Origin of the sequence: Flavobacterium tiangeerense (assembly GCF_007830355.1) — a bacterium.
Lineage (GTDB): Bacteria > Bacteroidota > Bacteroidia > Flavobacteriales > Flavobacteriaceae > Flavobacterium > Flavobacterium tiangeerense.
In genome coordinates, this window is record NZ_VLKO01000004.1 from 174941 (window position 1) to 199435 (window position 24495).

The 24495-nt window shown below is 33.2% G+C and carries 20 protein-coding genes and 1 riboswitch; of the genes, 2 read left to right on the forward strand and 18 right to left on the reverse strand.

What is annotated here, in order from left to right; genetic code table 11:
- Positions 1-8 precede the first annotated feature (8 nt).
- From IQ05_RS05575 to IQ05_RS05605, 7 genes are all read right to left on the reverse strand, one after another.
- Positions 9-4343, reverse strand: coding sequence for a CusA/CzcA family heavy metal efflux RND transporter (locus tag IQ05_RS05575; protein ID WP_144890868.1), 4335 nt, complete (start codon positions 4341-4343; stop codon positions 9-11).
- 65 nt (positions 4344-4408) lie between these two features.
- The gene (locus IQ05_RS05580; protein ID WP_144890871.1) at positions 4409-5794 is read right to left on the reverse strand and encodes a sensor histidine kinase; all 1386 of its coding nucleotides are present in this window, start codon (positions 5792-5794) and stop codon (positions 4409-4411) included.
- A 6-nt stretch (positions 5795-5800) separates the two neighbouring features.
- The gene (locus tag IQ05_RS05585; protein ID WP_144890873.1) at positions 5801-6463 is read right to left on the reverse strand and encodes a response regulator transcription factor; all 663 of its coding nucleotides are present in this window, start codon (positions 6461-6463) and stop codon (positions 5801-5803) included.
- A gap of 26 nt (positions 6464-6489) precedes the next feature.
- Complete coding sequence (locus tag IQ05_RS05590) at positions 6490-7866, reverse strand: DUF3570 domain-containing protein (RefSeq protein ID WP_144890875.1); 1377 nt, start codon at positions 7864-7866, stop codon at positions 6490-6492.
- 39 nt (positions 7867-7905) lie between these two features.
- Positions 7906-8118, reverse strand: a complete 213-nt coding sequence (locus tag IQ05_RS05595; protein WP_144890877.1) for a DUF4266 domain-containing protein — start codon at positions 8116-8118, stop codon at positions 7906-7908.
- Between the two features lie 11 nt (positions 8119-8129).
- Positions 8130-9116: an FAD:protein FMN transferase gene (locus IQ05_RS05600; RefSeq protein WP_144890879.1), complete on the reverse strand. Its 987-nt coding sequence runs from the start codon at positions 9114-9116 to the stop codon at positions 8130-8132.
- A complete protein-coding gene (locus IQ05_RS05605) occupies positions 9113-9550 on the reverse strand; it encodes a thioredoxin family protein (RefSeq protein ID WP_144890881.1) in 438 nt (145 codons plus the stop codon). Before IQ05_RS05605 ends, IQ05_RS05600 begins: the two co-directional genes overlap by 4 nt.
- Positions 9551-9710: 160 nt before the next feature.
- On the opposite strand from IQ05_RS05605, the gene IQ05_RS05610 reads away from it, so the two are divergent.
- Entirely contained in the window at positions 9711-11810 is a 2100-nt protein-coding gene (locus IQ05_RS05610) for an LTA synthase family protein (protein ID WP_144890883.1), read from the forward strand.
- A gap of 56 nt (positions 11811-11866) precedes the next feature.
- Here the strand turns inward: IQ05_RS05610 and IQ05_RS05615 are convergent, their stop codons facing one another.
- The 6 genes from IQ05_RS05615 to IQ05_RS05640 all read right to left on the reverse strand — a co-directional run bounded on the left by IQ05_RS05615 (position 11867) and on the right by IQ05_RS05640 (position 19339).
- Entirely contained in the window at positions 11867-12865 is a 999-nt protein-coding gene (locus IQ05_RS05615) for a zinc dependent phospholipase C family protein (protein ID WP_144890885.1), read from the reverse strand.
- 139 nt (positions 12866-13004) lie between these two features.
- Positions 13005-13958 carry a YeiH family protein gene (locus IQ05_RS05620; protein ID WP_144891124.1) on the reverse strand — a complete coding sequence of 318 codons (954 nt, stop codon included), beginning with the start codon at positions 13956-13958 and terminating at the stop codon, positions 13005-13007.
- Positions 13959-14054: 96 nt separating this feature from the next.
- On the reverse strand, positions 14055-14951 hold the full coding sequence (locus IQ05_RS05625; protein WP_144890887.1) for a LysR family transcriptional regulator: 897 nt from the start codon (positions 14949-14951) through the stop codon (positions 14055-14057).
- Positions 14952-14963: 12 nt separating this feature from the next.
- Positions 14964-16991 (reverse strand): hypothetical protein, encoded by a 2028-nt coding sequence (locus IQ05_RS05630; RefSeq protein ID WP_144890889.1) that lies wholly within the window; start codon positions 16989-16991, stop codon positions 14964-14966.
- Between the two features lie 94 nt (positions 16992-17085).
- Positions 17086-17832 carry a 3-oxoacyl-[acyl-carrier-protein] reductase gene (fabG, locus tag IQ05_RS05635; RefSeq protein ID WP_144890891.1) on the reverse strand — a complete coding sequence of 249 codons (747 nt, stop codon included), beginning with the start codon at positions 17830-17832 and terminating at the stop codon, positions 17086-17088.
- A gap of 184 nt (positions 17833-18016) precedes the next feature.
- A complete protein-coding gene (locus tag IQ05_RS05640; protein WP_144890893.1) occupies positions 18017-19339 on the reverse strand; it encodes a Na+/H+ antiporter NhaC family protein in 1323 nt (440 codons plus the stop codon).
- A gap of 54 nt (positions 19340-19393) precedes the next feature.
- A riboswitch (SAM-I-IV-variant riboswitch) is annotated at positions 19394-19490 on the reverse strand.
- A gap of 225 nt (positions 19491-19715) precedes the next feature.
- Between IQ05_RS05640 and IQ05_RS05645 the strand changes: the two genes are divergently transcribed.
- Positions 19716-20897 carry a cytochrome-c peroxidase gene (locus tag IQ05_RS05645; protein WP_144890895.1) on the forward strand — a complete coding sequence of 394 codons (1182 nt, stop codon included), beginning with the start codon at positions 19716-19718 and terminating at the stop codon, positions 20895-20897.
- 55 nt (positions 20898-20952) lie between these two features.
- Here the strand turns inward: IQ05_RS05645 and IQ05_RS05650 are convergent, their stop codons facing one another.
- The 5 genes from IQ05_RS05650 to efp all read right to left on the reverse strand — a co-directional run bounded on the left by IQ05_RS05650 (position 20953) and on the right by efp (position 24459).
- Positions 20953-21375, reverse strand: a complete 423-nt coding sequence (locus tag IQ05_RS05650; RefSeq protein ID WP_144890897.1) for a hypothetical protein — start codon at positions 21373-21375, stop codon at positions 20953-20955.
- Between the two features lie 200 nt (positions 21376-21575).
- The gene (gene sucD, locus IQ05_RS05655; protein ID WP_144890899.1) at positions 21576-22448 is read right to left on the reverse strand and encodes a succinate--CoA ligase subunit alpha; all 873 of its coding nucleotides are present in this window, start codon (positions 22446-22448) and stop codon (positions 21576-21578) included.
- Positions 22449-22545: 97 nt separating this feature from the next.
- Positions 22546-22908 (reverse strand): nuclear transport factor 2 family protein, encoded by a 363-nt coding sequence (locus IQ05_RS05660; protein ID WP_144890901.1) that lies wholly within the window; start codon positions 22906-22908, stop codon positions 22546-22548.
- A 1-nt stretch (position 22909) separates the two neighbouring features.
- Positions 22910-23839 (reverse strand): UDP-3-O-(3-hydroxymyristoyl)glucosamine N-acyltransferase, encoded by a 930-nt coding sequence (locus IQ05_RS05665; RefSeq protein WP_144890903.1) that lies wholly within the window; start codon positions 23837-23839, stop codon positions 22910-22912.
- 53 nt (positions 23840-23892) lie between these two features.
- On the reverse strand, positions 23893-24459 hold the full coding sequence (gene efp, locus IQ05_RS05670) for an elongation factor P (protein WP_144890905.1): 567 nt from the start codon (positions 24457-24459) through the stop codon (positions 23893-23895).
- Positions 24460-24495 lie beyond the last annotated feature (36 nt).

Genomic DNA, 24495 nt, shown 5'->3' on the forward strand with positions numbered 1-24495 from the left:
GTAAAATATTAAAAATTGAGGTATTGTATATCTAATTGGATTTGGTTGAATTGCAAAATAGTATCTAAGTAATCCACTTGAATGGTTGTGGCATTTTCTAAACTTTGTATGTATTGGAAAAAATCAATCTCACCATGTTTGTAGCTGTTATTTCCCACCTTTATAATCTCATCCGATAATTTTTTTCCGTATTGATTGTAGTAGTTTATTGCCTCCTGATGTTTTGCTAATTCATTCTTTTTTTGAGTGATGTACTTCTCTATTTTTGTGGCTTCATTTTGCTTTTGTTGTTCCCAACTTTGCAATTCAAGTTGTACTACTTTACTTTTTGCTACTTGTCCTGAGAATAAAATGGGTACAGCAACTCCAACTTGAAAACCATACAACGACTGCGATAATCCGTTATTCTTTCCTTGAAAATAATCCAGGTTAATATCCGGTAGCCAATGTTGTTTTTGCAACATAATTTGGCTTTTGTAATTAGATGTAATACTTTCTAAATAAGTAGAATATAGTGTTTTACTAGTTTCATCCATAGAAGATGCTAGGGGTAAAATTTTATTGTTTTTTACAATTATGGTTTCATCGGTTTGAAGTAAGGATTGCAACAGTTCGTACTGTGCTTTTTTATCATTTTCAATCTGCGAAAGCTTGGTTCTTATTTGTCTGAACTTGGCTTGAGCCGTAATTTTTTCCAGATAATTTGTTTCTCCTAATTCAAAACGTCTGTCGCTGGCTTTCGAGAAATTTTGGTACAAACTATCTAAATACTGATACAGTTTTTCTTGATGTTGCAAATAAACAATGTGCTGATGGGATTTGGCTACAGCCAAAGAAAGTTTGTTTTTTTGAATTTCAAAATTGGCTTTCTCCTTTTCGAATTCAGAAGAAAAAACTTTTTTCTGCGCCCCATAAACCGTTGGGAAAGCAAATCGTTGTTGCACACCAAAAACACGCAATGGCTGATTATTCAGCGCTAAATTATTTTGATCGTAGCTGTAATAAATATTAGTTTTATCAAAAGTATTGGCCGTTTTGATATTGGCTTTAGTCTTGTCCACTTGCAATTGAGCTGCTTTTATGCCTTTGTTATTTTGCATTGCTTTAAATATCAAACTATCCAATTCTGGATTAGTATTTTGTGAAAAAGCAAATGAAGAACTCAGCAGTAACATAATGACAAAAGTTGCATTTTGAGTTTTCTTTAGTTTCGCTTTTTTGAAAGACTGATTCTCAAAAACTTTGTATAAAATAGGCAATACAATCATCGTTAAAATAGTTGCCGTAAACAAACCGCCAATGACAACCGTTGCTAAGGGCCGCTGCACTTCGGCTCCTGCAGAAGATGAAATTGCCATAGGTAAAAATCCTAATGCTGCAGCAGAAGCGGTTAATAAAACCGGACGTAATCTATCGGTAGTTCCTTTTAAAATTAATGCATCGATATCTTTCATTCCTTGATGTTTGAGTTCTTTAAAATGTTCGATTAGTACAATTCCGTTTAATACTGCGATCCCGAAAAGTGCAATAAAACCAACGCCTGCTGAAATACTGAACGGGAGATCGCGTATCCATAAAAACAAGACTCCACCCACTGCTGACAACGGAATTGCTGAATAGACCATTAACGCCTCTTTCACGGATCCAAATGCAAAATACAAAAGGATAAAAATCAAAAATAAAGCGATAGGAACTGCTATCATCAATCGGGCTTTGGCACTTTGTAAATTCTCAAATTGCCCGCCGTATTTTACGTAATAACCTGCTGGTAATTTGATTTTGTTTTCAACAATTTGCTGAATATCGGTAACTACACTCTGTAAATCACGATTCCGAACGTTGATTCCCACTACAATTCTTCTATTGGTATTATCTCTAGAAATTTTCGCAGGACCTTCAGTATATTCAATAGAAGCCAACTCGCGCAAGGGAATTTGTTCGCCGTTTGGAGTTGGAACGTATAAATTACGTAAATCCTCAATATCTCGTCGGTTTGTTTGATCCAAACGCACAACCATATCAAAACGTTTTTCGCCTTCAAAAACAGTTCCAACGGTTTTTCCGGCAAAGCCAAGCGCAATCATTTCGTTCAAATCGGCAATATTCAACCCATAACGGGCAATTTTAGAACGATCATAAACGACGGACATTTGCGGTAAACCTTCCGTTTTTTCGATGATAATATCCGAAGCACCTTCTACTTTTGCAATTGCATTTTTAATTTCCTCAGCCTTTTCAGCCAAAATAGTTAGGTCTTCGCCAAAAACTTTAACAGCAACATCAGAACGCGTTCCCGAAATTAATTCGTTGAAACGCATTTCAATCGGCTGCGTAAATTCGATTTCCATATTTGGAATTTGATTTTCTAAAGCTTCTTTTATTTTATCTGCCAATTCATCTTTGGTAGCAGCCGAAGTCCATTCTGATTTGGGTTTTAATTTCACAATGACATCGCTTTCTTCCATAGACATGGGATCTGTAGGCACTTCAGCAGCACCAATTCTACTCACAACCTGAGTAACTTCTGGAAAGTTTTTAAGGATTATTTTTTCAATTTTTGTAGTTATTGCAATCGTCTTAGTCAATGAAGTTCCTGTTTTTAAAACGGGCTGAATTACAAAATCCCCTTCGTCTAATGTTGGAATAAATTCTCCTCCCATGGTTGCAAATAAGCCTGCAGCCAGCAATAATAAACCAAGAGCACCATATAAAACCTTTTTGGTATTGGCTATAGCCCAAGTAATAATAGGCAAATACCATGAGTTCAACTTACGGATTAACCTGCTGGATAAGGAGTTTGGATTTTCCTCTTTTGGTTTCAAAAACAAAGAAGAAACGACAGGAACGTAAGTAAAACAAAAAATCATAGCACCCAATAATGCAAAACTAAAGGTTAATGCCATTGGTTTGAACATTTTACCTTCGATTCCGGATAAGGATAAAATTGGAATAAAAACAATTAGAATAATCAATTGGCCAAAAATAGCCGAATTCATCATTTTAGAAGCGCTTTTATAGGTGATTTGATCAATCTCTAGCTGTCGATCTTCCCTGCTAAGATTAACTAAATGAGCTGATTTACTAGCTATTTGAAAGGCAATAAATTCGACAATAATTACAGCACCATCGATGATAATTCCAAAATCTATTGCACCCAAACTCATTAAATTGGCATCGATACCAAATATATTCATGAACGAAATGGCAAACAACAAACACAACGGAATTACAGAGGACACTACCAAGCCAGAACGCCAGTTTCCTAGCAATAGCACCACAACAAAAATAACGATTAAGCATCCTAAAATCAAGTTTTCGGCAACGGTAAAAGTTGTTTTTCCTACTAATTCACTTCGTTCTAAAAATCCGTTTATGTAAACCCCTTCAGGCAGTGATTTTTGGATTTCGGCAACTCTGTTCTTAACATCATCAATAACTTGTTTAGAGTTTCCGCCTTTGAGCATCATTACTTGTCCCAAAACTTTTTCACCTTCGCCATTGCCAGTGATGGCACCAAAACGGTTGGCATGACCGTAACTAATTTGCGCTACATTCTTGATGTAAACGGGCAACCCATTAACATTTGTTACCACAATATTGCCAATATCTTCCAGTGAATTTACTTTTCCTTCACCTCTAATAAAATAACTTTGATTCACTTTTTCGATGTAGGCACCACCAGCAATACTGTTGTTTTTTTCGAGAGCGGTGAAAACATCAGCGGTCGAAATATTCATAGCTTTTAGGCTTGACGGACTAATAGCAATTTCATATTGTTTTAAAAATCCACCCCAAGTATTGATTTCTACCACCCCTTTGATTCCTGATAACTGACGTTTTACCACCCAATCCTGTATGGTGCGCAAATCAGTTACCGAATAACTGTCTTTGAATTCTGGTTTTACTTCTAAAGTGTATTGGTAGATTTCGCCAAGTCCTGTAGTAATTGGACCCATTTCTGGTGTTCCAAAACCTTGCGGAATTTTTTCGGAGGCTGTTTTAATTTTCTCTGCGATAAGTTGTCTTGGAAGATACGTTCCTAGATTTTCATCAAAAACAATGGTAACAACAGATAAACCAAATTTCGAAATCGATCGAATTTCCTTTACTCCAGGCAAATTAGCCATTTCAATTTCAACCGGATAAGTGATAAATTGTTCAATGTCTTGTGTAGAAAGGTTACGTGAAGTTGTAATTACCTGTACTTGGTTATTGGTCACATCTGGAACAGCACCGATTGAAATTTGGAAAACAGAAAAGAGACCAAATCCAAAAATTCCGAGTGTGAATAGTAAAACAATGAGTTTGTTTTTTAAACTGAAAGCAATTATTTTTTCAAGCATTTTAATCTTTTTTATACCCCAAAAGTAAGGTTGAAAGATAACAATTTCCTTAAGAACTACTTAAGTTATGCTTCAAATAATCTTAAAATAATTGTGGTTCCTTTGTTTTCTTGACTGCTAATTGCAATATCAATGTTGAGTAAAGTACATAGTCTTTTTACAATAGAAAGTCCTAAACCAGTCCCTTTAATTTCGGGATGACTACTGGATTGAGATCTGTAAAATTGATTAAAAATTTTATCAACATCTTCGGCAGGAATTCCTATTCCTGTATCACTAATATGACATTCTATTTTTGAATCAATTTCTTTCAACACAATTAATAGGTTTCCGTATTGATGCGAATATTTTAAAGCATTCGATATTAAATTGTTTATTACTATCGAAAACAAATACCCATCTGTTTCTGTGTAATATTCAGCAGCAAAATTGGTGCTAACATTGATTTTCTTGCTTTGAATGATCGATGAAAATCGAGAAATAGTATCTAAAAATAAGGCATTTAAGTATACTTTTTCTGTTTTTATCGTCTGCTTTTGATTTTCAAATCGTGCCAGCAATAACAATTGATCTACTAAATTATTCAAGCGGTTTACTTCATTAACACAAAAGTTTATTTTCTCAGTATATTCAGCATGCTCTCTAGGTTTTCTTATCAACACTTCAAGTGTTCCTTTAATCACAGTTAACGGTGTTCTGAGTTCGTGCGATGCATCAGAAGTGAATTGTTTTTCTCGTTCTACAGCGGTTTCAATGCGGTCCAACAAATTATTGATTGTTTGTGATAAAACATACAATTCATCCTGCTGTGGAGGTAGCGATATACGCGATGATAGATTGTCTTTTGTTATATCATTGGAGGTTGTTATAATAGAACTGATGGGCTTTATAAATCGACCAGCAATAAAACGAGCTAGAAAAAAAAGTACAATTAAAATTATGGGATAAGTAATAATCAATACTTCAGATATATTTTCGAGTACCATTGTTGAATCCTCAAGAGACATAGCAACGATTAAATATCCAATAATTTTAGATTTATTGTAAATAGGAACTTGTATTTGCCTGATGGCACTATTGGCTAAAGTGGTGTCAAAAAGTACATTTGCACCATACTTTGAATTAAAAGACAAAGTAATTTTTTTAAGATTCGGTGATTTTTCTATTAATTTTCCATTTTGATCTATAAATTGAATAAAAACGGGATTCACATCAAGTGTATTGTGTTCGCGCTCCTTCCACTCCTCTTTGTGAATCAAATGAAATGAATTACCAACGATTTCAATTTCACTTATATGTTTGTCCGCTTCGCTATTAATATCAGTATTGACATGACTGTACACACTAAATCTTACAATAGAATATATTATACAAAACACCACAAAAATCAATAAAGCAGTGGTGACAATATAATTGAAAGCAATTCTATTTTTAAATGAAAGTTGTTGCATTTTTATTTAATCATTAGCAATATAGCCTACTCCTCGGACAGTTTTTATATTGTCTTGTTCATTTTTTAAATTCAATTTTTTACGAATAGCATTCATGAAAACATCAATAACACCAGTATCATATTCAAAATGAATGTCCCAAACATCCTCAATAATTTGGCTTCTTGTACATACTTTACCTTTATTTTTAATTAAGTAAGTCAAAAGCTCAAATTCACGTTGTGTAAAGGCAACCTCCGCATCGTTTACTAAAACCCTATGCTGCGCTAAGTCAATTGTTATACTTCCCAAAGTAAGTTTTAAAACTTCACCTTGATTCCTAAAATGGATCTTAATTCGTTCTAATAATTCGTCAAAACTAAATGGTTTTTTAATATAATCATTGGCTCCTGCTTTCAAACCTTCAATGGTTTCTTGAACAGTATCTCTAGCTGTCAAAAAAATAATAGGTGTAGTATTGTTTTTTAACCGAATGGCTTTGCACAGCTCTAAACCTGTCATTTTGGGCAGCATCCAATCTAATAAAATAAGGTCAAAATTTTGCTTTTGGATTTTCTCAAATGCAAGACTCCCATCAGCAGCGCTGCTAACAGTATACCCTTCCTCTTCTAATCCTTGTTGCAAAAACTGAACAATTCCTGCCTCATCCTCAACAATTAATAAGTGCATGTTTCTTTTTTTTGTAAAATTAAGCTTTATTGCATTATAAATTTAAATGCAACGGTTGCAATATCAGCTGTTAGATTATCACTTCGTTTATAATGATTGAATCTAAAATCAATATTTTTTAGTCCAAATTTCCAAACTTTTGCAGTTGTAAAAATATCTGTATAATTCACTCCAAAACCATATTGATTGGCATCAAAAGTAGCTAAATCAGCATCTGAGGTATAAAATTTTTCAGTTGACAAATGGGTTTCGTAAGGAGCATAATACTTAGACTGAGTTTGTGTATAGTACCTGTACATTGGGAATACCGTAAACTTCTCCGTCAGTTTTACTGGAACTTCAATACTCGCGGTATGAGATTGAATGTCCCAATTATCTGAATAATAACGGTAATAGGTTCGCAAAGCAACACGTTCATTTACATAATAATTCAATCGTGCTCCAACTGGAAGTTTAAAACGAGTATCAGGCAATCGCTCTATATCATCGGCTAATTGATACGCTCCTTTATTGTTTTCATTGGTATAATTAGCAATAAATTGCGGCTGCCCTACATAAAAGTTCGCTTTATCAGCAAAATACATTCTATGATACGGTGAGGATAAAAGTCCTTGTTGTTGCAACACATCAAAGAAAAACGAAACTTGTAATTTCTTGGTTAAAACCTGTGAAAATCCAAATGAAGCCGAAAATGAATTTCTATTAACTGCCGTAACTGGCTTAAAGGCACTTGGTAAATAAGCCGTCGATGCTTGTCCGTTTTGATTCCAAATAGTTCTTCCATTAAAAATACCTTGGTTTAAAAAACCATTTCCATTACCATCAAAATCAGATAATTCTTTTGGGTAAATAGGTCTCCATTGGTCCAAATAGGCATTCACTTTTACGCTAAGTTCTGTATTTTTTTCATTGAACAAACGTGCTACTCCACCACCTACTCCAATAGAAGTGTAATCATACTCATTAGAAAAAGACACATCTCCGTTCCAAATAACATCTCGTGAGTCACTACTATGGCTGTAATTAGCTACGACAGATGTAAGTTGATCACTTTGTGACGCACCTGAGGAAGCTTGCCAAGGCGTGCCGTTTGCAGTATCGTACGGATTGATATTACTAGAAGACGCTGACGAATAAGCCGAAATACCCAAATCAATAGTCAAAACATCGTCATCGTTTAATGGCATTGCCACTATAATATTTGAAGCTACATCAGAAAGTTTTTCAGAACCCAGCCCACCAGAAACAGCAGATCTTGAACCATCTTGGGCATAGTAACTTGCCAAAAAATCAACTTCGGTAGTTTCTAATACGCGTTTTTTAAATACTGGTTCCTTGGTTGTATCTTGTGCAAATGCAGTTGCCGTTCCAATTAGCAAAAGTGCTACAATTTTTATCTTCATTTTTAATTGAATTGATATTAAAGTAAAATATTTGCAATTTTAATTGCAACCACAACCACCACCTGATTTACCGCCATTGGCTCCAGCTGAAGCTTCCCGGTAGATTTGAAAAGAAGTTTCGTAACGCTCTGCCATTCTCGCTGATAGTTTCATATCAGGATCGTTAATTTTTTCTTTTTCATATTCCTTTACAGCACTACAAGATTGCAAAACAAACAAGCCTACGAGTATTAATCCTAATTTCTTTATCATTGAACTACTTTTTAATTGATTGTATTTTTTGCATCTATTCCTTTTGATGAATGAATTTTACCTTTATCATCTACAATAATGCATTCTATTCCTTTGATTTGATTGACTAAATCCAAACCTACATCTACTCCCAAAACAAAAATTCCTGTAGCTAAGGCATCTGCAATTTCTGTTTGTTTTGCAAAGACAGAAACACTAACAATTCCAGTGGCAGGATAACCCGTTCTTGGATCGATAATGTGTGAATATCTTTTACCATTAAAAACAACAAATTTCTCATAACTTCCGGACGTTTCAACTGCGCTATCGGTAAGTGGAAAAGTAGCGAAAATTTTATTTTTATTTACGGGGTTTACAATTCCTACGGTCCATGGTTTCCCGTCAGGTTGCTTTCCCCATGCATTAATATCTCCCGAAACATTTATAATTCCTGACAAACATCCTTTAGAAAATAATAAACTTTTTATTTTGTCGGCAATGTATCCTTGTCCTATTCCTCCTAAACCCAATTTCATTCCTTCAAATTTCAGAAAAATAGTCTGCTCCTTAGGGTTTAATATGATGTTTTGATACCCAATTTTCGATACTGATTGTTTGATTGCTTCTTCTGTTGGCATTACTTTCATCGACCCATCAAACTTCCAGATTTTATCCATAGAGGCATAGGAAATATCAAAAGCTCCATTAGTTAACTTCGAAATTTTTATAGCTCTTTCGACCAATTCAAAAACTTCAGCATCGACTTTAACGGGTTTTATGCCCGCATTCTTATTGACTTGAGAAATTTGGGTGGTGGGAATCCAATCTGAGATTAAATTCTCAATTCGTTTTGACTCGGCTATAGCCAAATCTATGTAAACGTTTGCGGCAATAGTATCTTTTGCAACAGCAGTAACCTCAAATGGGCTCCCTAACATAAACAACTTGCGTTTGTGAATGATTTGTGACTGTGCCGAAAGACTACAAATAACTACTATTAAGAAGACTATTTTTTTCATTTTTGTTCGAAAGAATGAATCAATTGAATATACTCTTGTGGACTCACGTTCTTATAACCACTAATTCCTAATACTGAACCTGCAGGATTTAATAAAAGTACTAGCGGAAAATTCCCTGCTTTGTTGTATTGATCAGCTAACTTTTTATTGCTTTCCGTTAACTCTGCTGGTAATAAATTGGCTTTTTTCTTTGGAAAATCAGCTTTGTAAATCACCCATTTTTGAGCAGATTCTCTTTTAAACTCTTCCGATTGCCAAATGGTTTTGTCTAATTTTATACAAGGAGCACACCAATCCGATCCTGAGAAAACTAAAAGTATGTTTTTATTTTCAGCGGCTGCTTGAGCTTTTGCTTCTGTAAAAGATGTTTTCCAGCTTTGCGAAAAACCTATTGTTCCTATCATAAGGAATAAAAAAATACTGTATTTTTTCATTTGAACTTGAATTTGAATTCTTTGTAAAATTATTTAATTTATTGGTTACTAATTTGTCCAACAGACATTCTTAAGTTAATATTAATCTTATTGCTAACATTAAGCAAATCTTAAAATAACACTATCTTAATAACAGTTACTTTTACGATAAAAATAAAATATGAAGCTTTTTAAGATAACGTCACCTTTCAACTATTTAGTATTGTTTTTTGTAAGTATTAGCTTTATGGTCCGGTTGATATTATTTTTTCATCCTATTACTCAAAGCTCCTTTACTGTTATTGAAACTTTCTCAATATTCATTTTAGGATTTCTATCGGATGCATTAATTTTTGTGCCCTTAAGTTTATTTTTATGGCTTTACCTTATATTTATATCAAATGCGAAATACTATTCCCCATACGGATATGTAATTTTGGGATTCTTTGTGGCGCTACTTTGTTACGTAGCTTTTGGAAATACTATTTTGAACGAATATGGTAGCGCGTTACCAAAAATTGCAATTGGTTTTCTTTCTATCAAAACGCTCCTTTTTGGCCTTTTACTTTTTCTACCGAAATATCGCAATACTATTCGGTTTTGGTTGTTCTCTTTTGTTATTTTACTATATGTTCTGTTGATTTTGCAAAATGGTATCAGTGAATATTTCTTTTGGAATGAATTTGGTGTTCGCTACAATTTTATTGCAGTCAATTATTTAATTTATACTAATGAAGTAATAGGAAACATAATGGAATCTTATCCCATTATTCCATTGTTTTCAGCTTTGTTTGCATTAGCAGGTATCATTACTTATTTCATTGTCCAGAAAACAAAAAGTTATATAAAAAACATTCCCACTTTTGCACAAAAAATTAAAATATCAGGATTCTATCTCTTCCTTTTTGGTGTTGCATTGCTTGCTTTGCCTTATTTATCGACGAAAGAAAATTCAAGAAATGTATTTGCGAATGAGCTACAAGCCAACGGCATTTATAAATTTTATTTTGCTTTCGTACATAGCGAATTGGATTACTTCAAATTTTATAAAACGATACCAACTCAAGAAGCATTTTCTCAGCTAAAGCAACAAATTCCAAATATTACAGACAATAGCTCTTTACGAGACATTCAAAATGTAGCTGCTGAACAACATAAAAATGTTGTTTTAATCACGATTGAAAGTTACAGTGCTGAATTTATGAAAATGTATGGTAACGAAAATGGTATTACTCCCTTTTTAGATAGTTTGGCGACAAAAAGTTTGTTTTTCACCAATCTTTATGCGGCTGGAAATAGAACCGTAAGAGGCCTTGAAGCCGTAACCCTATGCTTTCCTCCTACTGCAGGCGAAAGTGTTGTGAAGCGCGAAGACAATAAAAATAAATTTTCAACAGGGAGCATTTTCAAGCAAAAGGGATATGCAGTTAAATTCATGTATGGAGGTGATGCTTTTTTTGATAATATGGAGGATTTTTTCACAGGCAATGGCTATGATATTGTAGATAAAAAAACATTTGAACCTAAGGAAATCACTTTTGCCAATATTTGGGGTGTTTGTGACGAAGATATGTATCACAAGGCTATTAAAATAATGAATCAGGAAGCAAAAACAGGGAAACCGTTTTTCAATCACATCATGACTGTTAGCAATCACAGGCCATTTACGTATCCGAATGGTAAAATTGACATTCCTGGCGATGCTAAATCTCGTGATGGCGGCGTGAAGTATACGGATTATGCTATGCGCAAATTTTTTGCAATGGCACAAAAACAGCCATGGTTTAGCAACACCGTTTTTGTGATTGTAGCTGATCATTGTGCATCAAGTGCAGGAAAAACAGAATTACCGGTTGATAAATACCGTATTCCAGCTATGATTTACAGTCCTGGTTTTATTGCACCAACTCAATACACTAACCTAATGTCACAAATAGATGTTATGCCTACCGTTTTTGGTCTTCTCAATTTTGATTACCAAAGTAAATTTTATGGACAAGACATACTAAAAGCAGACTATAAACCAAGAGCTTTGATTGCAACGTATCAAGATTTAGGCCTAATTAAGGATAACGTTCTAACCATTATTTCTCCAAAACAGAAGGTTAAACAATTTGAGTTGCATTTAAAAACAGACCAAAAAGTAGCGCCAATTTTTCAAATTTATTACGACCAACTTCCAATAAAGAAAGAGAGAACCGATCTTGTTAAAGAAACAATTTCCTATTACCAATCGGCATCAGATATACTAAAGAATAAAAAATACCAAAAAATAAATTAGCATAAAAAAGCGGATGAACCTTAAGTATCACCCGCTTTTTTTTAAATTAATATAGCTTATTCTTTATCACTTGTTAAACCAAAAAGATTCCCTTTTAAGTACGTCTTCACGTCTTTTTTTAGCAATTTACTGTTTCTTTTAGTCAATTCTGGAGTATCTAAATTGCTCAAATCTGGTTTACCAGCATTAACCCAAGCCGTGTACCAAAAACTTGCCGTAACGGTGATGGCTTTTCGCATTTGCTTTTCAACCATTCCGTTCATATCAGCATGCAATTGTTTAGCATATTCATCGGAATAGAGGGTTCCTCCGTATTTATTTTTTACTATTTCACCAGCAGCATCAGTGACAAAAATTTTGTTTTCGGGTGTGGCTGTTCGTAGTTTTTTATCAATCGCTAATAACGGCTCTACTAAACTGTGCGTATCAAAAATCAAATCCCAAGTTGCTTTCTCCACATTTTCTAAATACACGCCTTGTGGAACGTTGAACTTATAATCCTTAGCAAACAACTCTGGCAAACGACTTTCCCACAAAGAGTGAATTCCTTTTTGGTTTGTATTTTGACCGTCATGATTGTCAGATGTATGCAAAGGCATGTGACCATCTGCTATGTAATGCCCTAAATCACCTGCAATAAAAAGGATTTCGTTTTTTCTCTTTTCTTTGAAAGCCTTTGTTAATTTGACCATCAAATCTTGAATATGCCAAGGTAAGATACCATTTTTGGTTAAAAACTTTTCGTCATATTTTGCTTTAGCTTCTTCCATTGTTTTAGGAAAAGCAGCCACATCACCAAAGTTTTCCATATCAAAATAATGACGTGGTGGTTCCATTTTATCATTCAAAACATTACGTCTTAAATCTGGAACTGTTGATTCCTGAGTAATAAAATCAATATGATTGTAAAAGAAAGTCTGTAGTGGTTTAGGCAATGCCATTACAGCTGCTCGGTTGATGCGTTCATGACCGATAACGCCCCATGAAATTAAAAAAAACGCAAGTCCAACTGTCGATAATGCAATAAATGTAGATTTAAATTTAAAATTTTTCATTAAATGTTATTTTTTTAGAAAAGCAAATGTATTTCATTAATTTGTGATAATAAAGAAAAACATTTTGAGATTATGTTAAATCCTTTCTAAATAATTTTTGAATGAACTATAATAATTAGCTAAATGTTTATTTTAAAATTTAAAACAAAACAATCCATATAAAAGTTAAACTCGCAATACAAACCCAAAGCGCTATTCCTTGAACAAGGGGTCTAAATCCAACCGATTTTAAAACCTTTCTATTTAAACCTGCTCCAATCAAAAATAAAGTAATCGTTAGTCCTATTTTAGAAACGGAAACCAATTGTGGTGCAAAAGTTTGTACCTCTGGGAGATAAGTATTAGCAACTAATGCTAAAATAAAGAATCCTATAAAGTATGGAATTTTAACTTTACCCGATTTGTTTTTAAATACAAAAGCGGTGAATAAAGCAACTGGAATAATCCACAATGCCCGAGCTAACTTTACGGTTGTCGCTATTTGTAGAGCCTCTGGACCGTATTTACTAGCTGCGCCAATTACAGAACTGGTATCATGTATTGCGATGGCACACCACATTCCAAAATCACTTTGAGACACATTAAAATAATGTCCAACAGCTGGAAATAGAAATAAAGCAACCGAATTTAATATGAATATGACTCCTAAAGCTACTGAGGTTTGTTTTTCGTTAGATTTAATAACGGGTGCAATTGCTGCTATAGCACTTCCACCACAAATTGCTGTTCCACAAGAAATCAAATGCGATGTTTTACTTTCAACTTTAAACCATTTACCCAACAAAGTTCCTAAAATCAATGTGCTTACAATTGAAATAATAGTAAATAAAAAGCCTTCCTTTCCTGCAGCCATTGCGCTTTGAACATTCATACCAAATCCTAAACCAACAACTGAAAATTGCAATAAGTAATTGGTAGCTTTTTGATTCCATGCTAAAAAAGGATGCCCAAATACATTAGCCACAATCAATCCTAATCCTAAACCAATTGGAGGCGAAACAAAAACGGTGGTACAAAATAAAAGCGTCCCAACAAAAAACAGTTGTTGTACAAGTATACTTTCGCTAAAAAATAAATAGGATTGTTTATGAATATCTTTATGAGGAGTTTCCAATGTAAAGTTGTTGAATTAGTACTTTACAAAGGTGCGTACATTAATCTAAAAGCACCAATTGCAAATTATAATCTACTATAACTTTAAATTATAATGGTTCGAAATATTTTGAATAAACAATTCAGACAAAGAATCTGTTTTTCCTTGTAATGTAATGATATAAAAATAACGTTCGATTACTAAGTCTTTAATGTCTAGAATAGCCAATTCATTGTTTTTAAGCTCTTTTTGCACCGCATGAATTGACATAAAAACAACACAGTCAGAGTTCAATAAATACGATTTAATACTTTCAGTACTTCCCAATTGCATTTCTACTTGCAAATCAGAACCTTTAATTTCAAAAGGTTTTAAAGCATGCTCAATTACTTCAAGTGTTCCTGAACCTTGTTCACGTATTAAAAATTGCATTTTTTTAAGGTCAGTTAGCTCAATCTCATCTTGTTGCACCAGCGGATTGGAGCTATTACAAACTAAAACCAATTCATCTTTTAAAAAAGGGGTGTATTTTATCAATTTATTTTTAGACTGCCCTTCTACAATGCCCATTTCAATTTCTTGCTGCACCAGTGCATGCTCAATTTGTTCCGTATTGCCGTTTAACAAACTTACTTTGACGTCCTGTAGTTTTAAATGAAATTTAGCTAATAAAGGCGGAATAATATATTGTGAAATTGTTGTACTCGCTCCTAACCGTAGTAATCCTGAGCGCTGGTTAATCAGCGTACTCATGTCAAAATCTATCTCGCGATACATTTCAAAAATATTTTTGGCATGTTTTAACAATACAGTTCCGGCGTGTGTCAATGCTATTTTAGAACCGTTTCTATCAAATAATTTAATTCCGTATTGTTCTTCTAATTCTTGTATGTGCTTTGAAATGGCAGGTTGAGTGATAAACAATTCAGCTGCGGCTTTGGTAAAACTCAATCGATTGGCAACGGTATAAAAAACTTTTAGTCTAAAATCCATAATAAATCTGAATTATAGTAAACCATTGTATTTACGGACAAACCATTCTGTAGCAAGTGAAATAGCAATAATTATGAGTAACCAAATCCAGTCAATTAATGGTGTTTTAACACTATTGCTTTTTTGAATGGCTTTGTATTCTTGACTATCGAGTAGGGTTTTTATTAATTGTTCTTCTTGATTTGCAAAAAATACTTTTCCACTAGTATGAGTTGCTAATTGGCTTAGTTTTTCAACATCTGAATTTACAAATTGCTTTTCAATATCAAAATCTAAAATTTCAAAACTACCCGTGTAAGATGTTTTGGAATTCAACTCTTGAACTGTAAAATCATAAGATCCCGCCTTTAAACCATCAAGATTGACTTTAAAAGTATTATTCCCTTTAACTAAATCGTAATTTTTAGTTTGCTTATTGCCTTTATTTTTTAAAGAAATAGATAGTCGAGCTTTTTCATCAAATTCATAATTTTTATTAAAAAACTGAGCTGTTATCTCAATAGGTTCTCCTGAGTTGTAAAAACGTTCATGCTCTACCACTAAAGATTTTTTGGAATTGTTTGAAGCTAGAAACTGAATAATTTTATCAAGGAATACATCGTACTTTTCAAAAGATTTGTTAGTCACATGAGACTGTAAACGCCATTTCCAGCTATTCTCTCCCATTAAAAAAGCATTTCTACCGAATTGACTTTCTGCAAAAACAAGTAAAGGCATTTGCGTATCAATTACTCTAATTCTTGACGACAACAATACGGTAACACCAGCATTTGTAGTTATGGTGCCAAATGGATTTTGGAGGGGAGGAAAATTTTCAAAGCCAATATTTTCAGCATCAAACAATTTAAATTGAGTGTTAAAAACTGGTAAATAATCCTCTTTTTGTCCACTCATTTTAAAATTAAGTGACGTTTGCTGATTGTTCAAAAAATTAAAATCAGTGCTATTACCAGTGATAATAAAGCTGTTAATTCTCAATTTTGTATTGGCATCAAAAACTGATTTAAACTCTGAATTTGGCTGATACAATATCAAAACCGAATATGGTGTTAAATCCTTAATATCGTTTGGTTTAACAACAGTAACTTTACGCTGTACATTAGCTTCTATTGCTCGTTTTAAAGCTCCTAAATCCGGATGATTTATTGCTGAGACTATTGCAATATTTGTTTTTTGATCAATAACATCAACCGCGAAATTTTTTACATTATTAAAGGTGTTTTTTTCTTTTACTTTTGAAGAAATTGTCGCTTTATAAAGTTGAAGTCCAATTTTATCCGCAGGTAAAAACAACGTTAGGGATTGTGTTCGTTTTGAAGGAGAAAAACGCATGCTTTGCTTATTCAAAATAGTTTTCCCTTGAGACAATGAAAAATCAGCTTCCATAGTTTTGGAACCTGAATACTGTAAAAATACTTCTACTGGAAATTTATTTTTATGAAAAGCATACTTATTAACATTCAACTGATTGATTTTAAAATCAAGATAAGTAGCAGTATCTCCTACTACAAAAGGAAATACCCTATTTGATGGATCAAAACTATAAACATAGTCGTTACCTAATGTTTGATTTCCATCAGTAAGCAATACCGTTGGAAAAATTGTATTTTTAAATATACTTTTTAGATTGTTCGCTACAAGATCAATATTGGTTTGACTGCCTCTAAAATCAATATTTGACAAAGGACTAAAATCCTCAGAAAATTGAAAAACTTGAACGTCAAATTTATCATTCAAAGCCGTATTGCTCTGAATATTTTGGAGAATTGCCTTAGTTTTATTTTCATTTTTAAGAAAAGCTATAGAACTTGAATTATCAACCACAATAGCAAGAGGGGTCTTTGTAATGACTAAATTATCACGAGATATTATCGGATTTAGTAATAATAAAAAAAGACAAAAAATAGAGGTAAAACGAAAAAAAGCTAAAAACAAACTCAATTTTGGCTTGTTTTTAGCTTTGTATAAATATTGAAAATATGACAATATGCCCGCTATTAATAATGATAAAACTAATAGTAGCAAGGTAGATGTTGTCATGTAGTGTTTATTAAAATATTTTAAATTTGAAAACTTAAATGTAATCTAGAATTCAATAAAAGTGTAGAATGAATTAAATACTCATTTCGCAAACCTAGGTAAGCATTCCTCCACAAACATTCAATACTTGCCCTGTAACATAAGCACTCATATCCGAAGCAAAGAAAAGACACGCGTTAGCCACATCCTCTGTAGAGCCACCTCTTTTTAACGGAATTCCATCTCTCCATCCTTTTACTACATCTTCGTTTAACTTCGCAGTCATTTCAGTTTCAATAAATCCAGGGGCGATTACGTTACAACGAATATTACGAGATCCTAATTCCAGTGCTACAGACTTTGAAAAACCAATAACTCCAGCCTTAGATGCTGCATAATTAGTTTGTCCTGCATTACCTTTTACCCCTACCACTGAACTCATATTAATAATCGATCCGGCACGTTGCTTTAAAAAAGTACGTTGAATCGCTTTTGTCATATTAAAAACCGATTTCAAATTCACATCCATCACGTTGTCAAAATCTTCTTCGGACATACGCATCAATAAATTATCTTTTGTAATTCCAGCGTTATTAATCAACACGTCAACCGTTCCAAAATCAGCCAAAACAGCATCTACAAATGTTTGCGCTTCGTTAAAATCAGCTGCATTTGATTGATATCCTTTTGCTTTAATACCTAAAGCGTTTAACTCATTTTCTAAAGCCATCGCAGATTCTACTGATGAACTATATGTAAAAGCAACATTGGCTCCATGTTTAGCAAAAACCTCTGCAATCCCTTTTCCAATTCCGCGACTTGCGCCTGTGATAATGGCAACTTTTCCTTCTAGTAATTTCATATTCAAAAATTAGTTTATTTTTTATTTGAAGCTATTCCTGCTATTCACTGCAATCTTTTAGGTCCGCTGTCGCGTACCCAAAAGGATTTCCGTTGCTATCAGGGCTAAAAACGACTTGCCAAATATATACTATTTCCTTTTTTAAAAAAAATTTAGCTTTGATTATGAACAATAATTTTTACAATTAAACCTTCAAAAAACGATATGCTAGTTTATCCCAAAAAGCAGCATAAATAGCAATCAATGTAAATACTAGCAAAAACAAATGATACCATGCATTACTTAAAATATCTATAAAATTTAATTTACCATTTGCATAGTTTAATATCAACAATATCTGAGCTCCATATGGCAATATCCCTTGTATTACACATGAAAAAATATCTAAAATGGTAGCCGATTTTTTAGCACTCAACCCATATTCATCATTAATTTCCTTTGCTATGGGCCCCGTAATAACAATAGAAACCGTATTATTTGCAATAGCTAAATTTGCAAAACCTACTAAAACACCAATTCCTGTTTGTGCTGATTTTTTACTTTTAATTCTTTTCTTTATCTGATTCAAAACCCATGTAATACCTCCAGCCTTGTCCACCATAGCTGCTAATCCACCTGTAAACATTGAAAGTAGAAAAATATCGGTCATGCTCGTAAATCCTTCATAAATTTTCTGAGTAAACTCCATTACTGTAAAAGAATCATTATAAAAACCAATAAAACCCGCAATTATGGTACCTAATAGTAAGGTGTAAAAAACGTTGACACCTACAACTGCTAAAATTATCACTAAAACATAAGGCAAGATAGCCCATAATGAATAATCACTTTTTGCAATATCCACAGAAATAACATCTGAATTAAATCCCAAATAAAAGAAAATTAAAATAGTAACAATTGCCGCCGGAAGTGCGATAAACAAATTGATCTTAAACTTATCTTTTAAATCACAACCTAGGGATTGAGTGGCAGCTATAGTAGTATCTGATATCATTGATAAATTATCTCCTAGCATAGAGCCACCAAGTAAAGCGCCTGCTATCAATGGCATAGAAGCACCACTTTTATCAGCAAGTGATATTGCAATAGGTCCTATTGCAACTATAGCTCCAACAGATGTACCTGTAGCAGTTGATAAAAACGAGGCTATTAAGAAAATTCCCAATGGAAAATACGCTACATCAATGGTATTAATACCTAGGTTCACAACTGCATCAACTCCACCCATGGCTTTACTCACCACAGCAAAAGCGCCTGCAAATAAATAAATCAAACACATGGTTATAATTTTACTATCACCACAACCAGCAATTAAAGTATCAACTTTATCTTCTGTACTGTTTTTAAATAAAATAAAAGCAGCAACAATACCTACCAAAACAGCAACAGGAGAAGGAAAAGCATAAAAATCATTAAGCAAAATACCTGCTCCTAAAAAAGTAAAAATAAAAATAAATAGCGGAATCAATGCAAAAGGATTTCCAGATTCCTTAGTAAAATTTGTCATAAAAATAATTTTAAATTAAGTGTTATGACGAAAAACAAAGCTGGTATTGGGAATGTAAACAACATTTTTTCCAAAAGATTTGGCTTATCGTTTTAGCACCTTGCTTGTTGTTGCAGGTTGCTATCCTATTGAAGGATTCGTGATAACGGGTGCAAAAGTAATTAATATTTTATAACAAATTAAACAAACACTTTAAAATTTAGAATATTATGCAATATTTAACAAACAGAACTTTATTTAAAAATAAAAATCTCATAAAATAAAGTATTATTAAATTAAAAATTATCATAAATTAAACTATCTTTAATAAATATAGTCTAATGAATATCAAAATAAATGATACAATTCATATAATATTAACATTAATAGAATTATTATGAAAAAACACCTGTCATCAATCTGCTTTATTTTAGTTCTAAGTTGTAGTAAAAATGATGACGCAAATGAATATGTTGCTATTGATCCGTATCCTAATATTACAACAACATTTAGCGGCAAAATAAATGTTAACAAACTGGATAATTATGCTAACCAAACGATTCCTAGCTATATCACAAAAGATAATACAGCTGGGAATACTATAACAGACAAAGGCGCTACTTTAGGTCGGGTCTTATTTTATGATAAGAATTTGTCATCAAAAAACACCATCTCATGCTCCTCTTGTCACATTCAAGCAAATGCTTTTGGAGATGTTGCAGCAGCTAGTACAGGAGTAAACGGGACAACTAGTAAACACTCTATGAGATTAATAAATACCAGATTTTCAAATGAAAATAAATTCTTTTGGGATGAGAGAGCGGCAACTTTAGAAAATCAGGTAACCCAACCTATTCAAGATCACGTAGAAATGGGTTTTAGTGGTACACTAGGCGATGGCAACTTTACTGCATTAATTACTAAACTACAAAACATAGGGTATTATAAAGAATTGTTCAAGTTTGTATATGGATCAGAAGATATTACCGAAAATAAAATTCAATTAGCATTATCACAATTTGTAAGAAGCATTCAATCATTCGATGCAAAATACGATGCTGGTCGAGCACTTGTTACAAATGACAACCAACAGTTTCCTAATTTTACTAATCAAGAAAACCAGGGTAAAAACTTATTCTTGGCTCCTCCAGTATTTGACGCAACGGGAAACAGAACAGCAGGAGGTGTAGGTTGCGCAGGTTGTCATCAAGCTCCTGAATTTAGTATTGACCCAAACAGTAGAAATAATGGAATAATCGGGATTCTAAATGAAAATGGAATTGACATCACAAATACTAAATCACCATCACTTAGAGACTTGGTAAAAGCTGATGGGAGTAGCAATGGCGCTTTCATGCATACTGCTAATTTGAATACACTTCAAAATGTAATAGGCCATTACGGCACAATAAACCTAGCACCTGGAAATACAAATCTTGACCCTAGGTTAAGGCCAAATGGTTTTGGTCAAAAATTGAATTTAACAGCCACAGAAGTAGATGCTTTAATCGCCTTTGTAAAAACCTTAACTGGAACAAATGTCTATGTAGATACAAAATGGTCAACACCTTTTAAATAACAAAAAAGTCCCCAAATCTACATTTGGGGACTTTTAATTTTTAATCAAAATGAACTTAAAAAGCTACATTCCATCTTGGTAATCTTCCATTTTCATCAAAGAAATTTTGTAAAATCACACCTTCAACTGCAGTTGGAATTCCTTTTGAGTCTGTATTAAAAGTTTCATACCAAACTACTTCAAGCGCGGTAATGTCTTCAATTTTCATTTGTGCAGGCCAAGAATATTTTCTTCCCGTTTTAGCAAATTGATGCCCCTCTACAATCTTGTCATAAAGCCCGCCATTTTTTGCTTTTAAAGCACCATTATTTTGAACAGTTCCTGTAGAACCTACCATAATCAACTCTTTTGAATCACCTACGGCATACACTAAAAACACCCCTGATCCATCCGAAGCATTGCAAACTTCAGCAAGACTATCTTCAATAGTGAAAGAAAATTGATTGGTAACTTTGAATTTTTCTAATTCTTTGTACATATATATTTTTTATTAGGAACTAGCCATGAACATCACTTTACGAGTAGTAAAATAAACCATAACAAGTTCATTTGCATTTTATTGATTTTGATATAAAATCAGATTTTCAATAAAGTGCAAAGGTATTTTTTTTAATTCTATTTATCATAAAAAAGCCTCACAAATTGTGAGGCTTTACTATTATTTAGAAAAAGCTTAGATTATCCTAAAACTTCTTTTACTTTTTTACCAATTTCAGCTGGTGAATCCACAACGTAAATACCACATTCTCTCATGATTTGTTTTTTAGCCTCAGCTGTATCGTCAGATCCACCAACAATTGCACCTGCATGACCCATTGTACGCCCTGCTGGAGCAGTAACTCCCGCAATGAAACCTACAACTGGCTTACGGTTTCCATCCGCTTTGATCCATTTTGCAGCATCAGCTTCAAGTTGACCGCCAATTTCACCTATCATTACGATACATTCAGTCTCTGGATCATTCATTAACAATTCAACAGCTTCTTTTGTAGTAGTTCCAATGATTGGATCTCCACCAATACCAATTGCAGTAGTAATTCCTAAACCTTGTTTAACTACTTGATCTGCTGCCTCATAAGTTAAAGTTCCTGATTTAGACACAATACCTACAGTTCCTTTTTTGAATACAAAACCTGGCATAATCCCTACTTTAGCTTCACCTGGAGTAATAATTCCAGGACAGTTAGGTCCTATCAATCTTGCATTTCTTTCTTTTACATAACTGTTTGCTTTTATCATATCAGCAACAGGAATTCCTTCGGTAATTGCTATGATTACTTTAATTCCAGCATCAGCAGCTTCCATAATAGCATCAGCAGCAAAAGCTGGTGGTACAAAAATGATAGTTGTGTCAGCTCCCGCTTGGTCAACAGCATCTTTTACAGTATTAAATACAGGTCTGTCTAAGTGACTTGTTCCTCCTTTACCAGGAGTTACACCACCTACAACATTGGTACCATACTCAATCATTTGAGAAGCATGGAAAGTCCCTTCACTTCCTGTAAAACCTTGAACTATTATTTTGGAATCTTTGTTAACTAAAACACTCATGATATATTATTTATGTAGTTTTTAAAATCGTTATGCAAAAGTATAAAATACTAATCAGTAATTGGTATTCAAAAATATTTTTTTTTGACACTAAATATTATGATAATTGGCTCATTTGAAAACCTCGATAGAGTTTATCGTCTTTAATTTGCCAAATCACAATAAAATGTGCCAAAAGCATCTCTTCTCTAGGGTTTTCAATTGTTTTTACAAAATGCGAATAACGCACAGATACTAAATCATTTTCAGCAACAACATGATTTATTCGAACTTTTGATCGTACATAGGCTTTACTTAATTCATCCGAAAGTAACAGTAAAGACGCAAAATTGTGTTCTACAAATCCTTTGCTACTATTCCACTCTAAAACAATTTCTGGATGCAAAAAATCTTTTAAAACTGTACTATCAATAAAAGCATCTGATTTGTAAAAATTCTGAACAATTTCTTTAGCAGACATATTATTTAATTTTATTTAAAATTTCGGGAATTTTTTTAATGTTGGCCAACTGCTTTAATTTCTCTCTTGATTCTTCAATTGGAGTCCCAAAATATGACTTTCCTCCTTCAACAGATTTTGTTACTCCAGTTTGACCCATTATTACTGCCTTTGTACCAATTGTGATTCCACTTGTAGTTCCTACTTGTCCCCACATGGTTACTTCATCCTCAATAATTACACAACCTGCAATACCAGTTTGAGATGCAATTAAACATTTTTTACCAATAACGGTATCATGCCCTACATGCACTTGGTTGTCAATTTTTGTTCCTTCACCAATAGTTGTATCTCCAGTCACTCCTTTATCAATGGTGCAAAGGGCACCTATCCCAACATTGTCTTCAATAACAACTCTACCGCCAGAAACCAATTGATCATAACCCTCTGGACGTTTTTTATAATAAAAAGCATCAGCCCCTAAAACAGTACCAGCGTGTATTATAACATTATTACCTATTACAGTATGGTCATAAATAGCAACATTAGAATGTATTAAACAATTATTTCCAATGACAACATGATTTCCAATAAAAGTATTGGGTTGAATAACTGTTCCTTCACCAATTACAGCAGTGCTAGAAATAGCAACATTAGAAAATTGAAAGGGTTTAAAATGCCTTGTTAAAATATTAAAATCTCGAAACGGATCATCAGATAATAACAATGCTTTACCTTCAGGACAAGCAACCTCTTTATTGATTAATATTATGGTTGCCGCAGATTGTAATGCTTTATCATAATATTTAGGATGGTCAACAAAAACGATATCTCCTGGTACTACAACATGAATTTCATTCATACCGTAAACAGGAAAATCAGCATCACCAATGTATTTACAATTGATGATGCTTGCTATTTCTTGTAAAGCATGTCTTTTTTGGAACTTCATTAACTATTTTTTATTAAAATCAAAATATTTTGAAAAATAGAACAACTAATAACTTATTCTTTCACGCGCTCCATGTAAGAACCACTTGCTGTATCAATTTTAATTTTGTCACCTTCATTGATAAATAAAGGTACATTCACACTAGCACCTGTTTCTACCGTAGCAGATTTAGTAGCATTGGTTGCAGTATTTCCTTTTATTCCCGGCTCAGCGTACGTAACTACAAGAATAACAGAAGCTGGCATATCTACAGATAATGGCAAATCAGTTTCAGTGTTAATACTTACCATTACATTTTCACCTTCTTTTAATAAATCAGGAGAATCCAAAATATTTTTGTTCAATGTAATTTGTTCAAAAGTCTCCGTGTTCATAAAGTGAAACTCGTCACCCTCAGGATACAAAAATTGAAATTTATGATTTTCTACACGAACTTCGTCAATTTTATGACCTGCCGAAAAAGTATTGTCTAATACTTTACCATTTGTTAAACTTCTTAATTTTGTTCTTACAAATGCTGGTCCTTTTCCTGGTTTAACATGTAAGAATTCAATAATTTTATAAATATCGTTGTTGTACTTGATACACAATCCGTTTTTAATATCTGAAGTAGATGCCATTTTATCATTTATTTATTTTTTCCATTTCAAGTACTC

Bases quoted from the DNA above. Each gene is read 5' to 3' on its own strand.
- IQ05_RS05575 (WP_144890868.1), bottom strand. From the start codon at position 4,343: ATGCTTGAAAAAATAATTGCTTTCAGTTTAAAAAACAAACTCATTGTT.
- IQ05_RS05580 (WP_144890871.1), bottom strand. From the start codon at position 5,794: ATGCAACAACTTTCATTTAAAAATAGAATTGCTTTCAATTATATTGTC.
- IQ05_RS05585 (WP_144890873.1), bottom strand. From the start codon at position 6,463: ATGCACTTATTAATTGTTGAGGATGAGGCAGGAATTGTTCAGTTTTTG.
- IQ05_RS05590 (WP_144890875.1), bottom strand. From the start codon at position 7,866: ATGAAGATAAAAATTGTAGCACTTTTGCTAATTGGAACGGCAACTGCA.
- IQ05_RS05595 (WP_144890877.1), bottom strand. From the start codon at position 8,118: ATGATAAAGAAATTAGGATTAATACTCGTAGGCTTGTTTGTTTTGCAA.
- IQ05_RS05600 (WP_144890879.1), bottom strand. From the start codon at position 9,116: ATGAAAAAAATAGTCTTCTTAATAGTAGTTATTTGTAGTCTTTCGGCA.
- IQ05_RS05605 (WP_144890881.1), bottom strand. From the start codon at position 9,550: ATGAAAAAATACAGTATTTTTTTATTCCTTATGATAGGAACAATAGGT.
- IQ05_RS05610 (WP_144890883.1), top strand. From the start codon at position 9,711: ATGAAGCTTTTTAAGATAACGTCACCTTTCAACTATTTAGTATTGTTT.
- IQ05_RS05615 (WP_144890885.1), bottom strand. From the start codon at position 12,865: ATGAAAAATTTTAAATTTAAATCTACATTTATTGCATTATCGACAGTT.
- IQ05_RS05625 (WP_144890887.1), bottom strand. From the start codon at position 14,951: ATGGATTTTAGACTAAAAGTTTTTTATACCGTTGCCAATCGATTGAGT.
- IQ05_RS05630 (WP_144890889.1), bottom strand. From the start codon at position 16,991: ATGACAACATCTACCTTGCTACTATTAGTTTTATCATTATTAATAGCG.
- fabG (WP_144890891.1), bottom strand. From the start codon at position 17,832: ATGAAATTACTAGAAGGAAAAGTTGCCATTATCACAGGCGCAAGTCGC.
- IQ05_RS05640 (WP_144890893.1), bottom strand. From the start codon at position 19,339: ATGACAAATTTTACTAAGGAATCTGGAAATCCTTTTGCATTGATTCCG.
- IQ05_RS05645 (WP_144890895.1), top strand. From the start codon at position 19,716: ATGAAAAAACACCTGTCATCAATCTGCTTTATTTTAGTTCTAAGTTGT.
- IQ05_RS05650 (WP_144890897.1), bottom strand. From the start codon at position 21,375: ATGTACAAAGAATTAGAAAAATTCAAAGTTACCAATCAATTTTCTTTC.
- sucD (WP_144890899.1), bottom strand. From the start codon at position 22,448: ATGAGTGTTTTAGTTAACAAAGATTCCAAAATAATAGTTCAAGGTTTT.
- IQ05_RS05660 (WP_144890901.1), bottom strand. From the start codon at position 22,908: ATGTCTGCTAAAGAAATTGTTCAGAATTTTTACAAATCAGATGCTTTT.
- IQ05_RS05665 (WP_144890903.1), bottom strand. From the start codon at position 23,839: ATGAAGTTCCAAAAAAGACATGCTTTACAAGAAATAGCAAGCATCATC.
- efp (WP_144890905.1), bottom strand. From the start codon at position 24,459: ATGGCATCTACTTCAGATATTAAAAACGGATTGTGTATCAAGTACAAC.